The organism is Streptomyces murinus (genome assembly GCF_002154555.1).
GTDB lineage: Bacteria > Actinomycetota > Actinomycetes > Streptomycetales > Streptomycetaceae > Streptomyces > Streptomyces murinus.
In genome coordinates, this window is record NZ_MUNF01000834.1 from 1 (window position 1) to 2,887 (window position 2,887).

Annotated in this window: 2 protein-coding genes and 2 pseudogenes; 2 read left to right on the top strand and 2 right to left on the bottom strand. The window is 68.3% G+C overall.

The window, feature by feature from the left end; genetic code table 11:
• Positions 1–41 precede the first annotated feature (41 nt).
• A pseudogene (locus CCN72_RS41755) lies at positions 42–125 on the top strand (propionyl-CoA carboxylase); the annotation flags it as partial.
• A 20-nt stretch (positions 126–145) separates the two neighbouring features.
• On the opposite strand, the pseudogene CCN72_RS35635 reads toward CCN72_RS41755, so the two are convergent.
• A pseudogene (locus CCN72_RS35635) lies at positions 146–1,594 on the bottom strand (acyl-CoA carboxylase subunit beta); the annotation flags it as partial.
• A 400-nt stretch (positions 1,595–1,994) separates the two neighbouring features.
• Between CCN72_RS35635 and CCN72_RS35640 the strand changes: the two are divergent.
• The gene (locus CCN72_RS35640; protein WP_086812520.1) at positions 1,995–2,597 is read left to right on the top strand and encodes a YceI family protein; all 603 of its coding nucleotides are present in this window, start codon (positions 1,995–1,997) and stop codon (positions 2,595–2,597) included.
• Here the strand turns inward: CCN72_RS35640 and CCN72_RS39365 are convergent.
• A partial coding sequence (locus CCN72_RS39365) for an FUSC family protein (protein WP_158101468.1) occupies positions 2,584–2,887 on the bottom strand: 304 nt, incomplete at its 5' end. The genes CCN72_RS35640 and CCN72_RS39365 overlap by 14 nt on opposite strands.

A 2,887-nucleotide genomic window follows, 5' to 3' on the forward strand; every position in this document is an offset into this window, starting at 1 on the left:
CGCTGATCCTGCGCAAGGCGTACGGAGGTGCCTACATCGTCGTGGACTACCAGTCGATCGGCGCCGATCTCACCTACGCCTGGCCCACCAACGAGATCGCCGTGATGGGCGAGGAGGGCGCGGCCAACGTCATCTTCCGCCGCCAGAGCGCCGAGGCCGAGGACCCCGAGGCCATGCGCGCCCGCATGGCCTCGGGGTCCTCGGCCTCGGCGATCTGGCGGCGGAAGATGACGTTGGCCGCGCCCTCCGCGCCCATCACGGCGATCTCGTTGGTGGGCCAGGCGTAGGTGAGATCGGCGCCGATCGACTGGGAGTCCATGACGATGTAGGCACCTCCGTACGCCTTGCGCAGGATCAGCGAGATGCGCGGCACGGTGGCGTTGCAGTAGGCGTACAGCAGCTTCGCGCCGTGCCGGATGATTCCGCCGTGCTCCTGGTCGACGCCGGGGAGGAACCCGGGGACGTCCAGGAAGGTCACGATCGGAACATTGAAAGCGTCACACATCTGGACAAAGCGCGCAGCTTTTTCACTCGCCTCGATGTCCAGTACGCCCGCGAGGACCTGCGGCTGGTTGGCGACGATGCCGACCACCTGGCCGTCGATCCGGGCGAGGGCGCAGATGATGTTGCGCGCCCAGCGCTCGTGGACCTCCAGGTACTCACCGTCGTCGACGATCTCCTCGATCACCTTGGTCATGTCGTACGGCCGGTTGCCGTCGGCCGGGACCAGGTCGAGCAGGACGTCCGAGCGGCGGTCGGCCGGGTCGGAGCACTCGGTGCGCGGCGGGTTCTCGCGGTTGTTCTGCGGCAGCAGCGACAGCAGATAGCGCACCTCGGCGATGCACGTCTCCTCGTCGTCGTACGCGAAGTGGCAGACGCCCGACGTCTCGGCGTGCACATCCGCGCCGCCCAGGCCGTTCTGGGTGATCTCCTCGCCCGTCACCGCCTTGACCACGTCCGGTCCGGTGATGAACATCTGCGAGGTCTCGCGGACCATGAAGACGAAGTCGGTGAGGGCCGGCGAGTACGCCGCGCCGCCCGCGCACGGGCCCAGCATCACGGAGATCTGCGGGATGACACCCGAGGCCTTCGTGTTGCGCTGGAAGATGCCGCCGTACCCGGCGAGGGCGCTGACGCCCTCCTGGATGCGGGCGCCCGCGCCGTCGTTCAGGGAGACCAGGGGCGCGCCGGCCGCGATGGCCATGTCCATGATCTTGTGGATCTTGGTGGCGTGGGCCTCGCCCAGCGCGCCGCCGAAGATGCGGAAGTCATGGGCGTACACGAAGACCGTACGGCCCTCGACCGTGCCCCAGCCGGTGATGACACCGTCGGTGTACGGCTTCTTGGCCTCCAGGCCGAAGCCGGTCGCGCGGTGCCGGCGCAGCTGCTCGACCTCCTGGAAGGAACCCGGGTCCAGGAGCAGCTCGATCCGCTCCCGCGCCGTCAGCTTGCCCTTGGCGTGCTGCGCCTTGGTCGCCTTCTCGCTGGGGCCGGCCACGGCCTGCGCACGAATGTCGTGCAGTTCGGCGACCCGTCCGCGCGCGTCCGTCGGCTCGCCGGTCGGCTCACCCGTCGTCTCTTCCAAAACGGTCATGTAGCGACCTTACGAAGGACACCAAGGAAAGCGAGCCGTCGACTCCGTACAGTCTCACGCCCGTTTTCCTGGTGCGAGTGAACAGAACCCGGGCGAGGTGCAGGCGTTCCGACTGCTCAGAGGCGGCTTGCGTTGTGGGAACACCACAAGGGCGACACCGGGGAACCATCCCGCATTCGTGGGAACGGGCATGCCATCCCTGGAGTGACACGACCCCTCGGACGGCCCTCAGCCGGGACCCGGCCCCCACGGTATGCGCATCTCCAGGCGAACGCGCATAGTGACTTTGAGTCATTGACGCGCCACGCTGCGGATGATGTTGAAAACCGAACGGAATGGGTCTACCGTCTGAGTCATCGGGTTCGTTGAACGTTAAACAGAATGGCTCCAGGAGGACGTCATGGGCATCTTCGGCCGCAAGGACAACACGACCACCACCCCCGCGGGGACCGCCGGCCCTGATCTGGCCGCGCTGACCGGCGACTACACGATCGACCCCGCGCACACCACGATCGAGTTCGTGGCCCGCCACGCGATGGTCACCAATGTGCGCGGCAGCTTCCAGGACTTCAGCGGCAGCCTCCACCTGGACGGTCAGGATCCGGCCAAGTCCACGGCCACGCTCGACGTCACGATGGCGAGCATCGACACCGGCAACGCCGACCGCGACGGCCACCTGAAATCGGCCGACTTCTTCAAGATCGACGAGTTCCCGACCATGACCTTCCGCTCCACCAGGGCGGAGTCCCTGGGCGGCGAGGACTACCGCATCACCGGCGACCTCTCGCTGCTCGGCGTCACCCGGCCGATCACCATCGACCTGGAGTTCAACGGCGTCGCCAAGGACCCGTTCGGCAATGAGCGGGCCGGCTTCGCGGGCAAGGCCGAGCTGCTGCGCTCCGAGTGGGGCCTGACCTGGAACGCCGCGTTGGAGACGGGCGGTGTGCTGATCTCCGACAAGATCAAGCTCAACTTCGACGTCTCCGCGATCAAGAACGCGTGAGCCCGGGCCGGCCGCGCCGTACCGGCAGCAGCCACCACGCCGACGCCACCGACAGCACCGCCCCCGCCGCGATCGCGGAGAGCCGGGCCGGCAGCTGATCGGTGGCGTTCTGGCCGAAGTACCCGAGGAGCAGGGCGAGGGCGGTGGTCATGCCGGCCGCCCAGTAGGCGTGGTCGAGCGGGCGCAGCCACAGGGCGACGGCGAGGACGCCGAACAGGGCCGCCACCGCCGGGTGCCCGCCGAGCCCGCAGGCCGCCACACCGGTCGCGAGCAGGGTGCCCGCGCAGGCG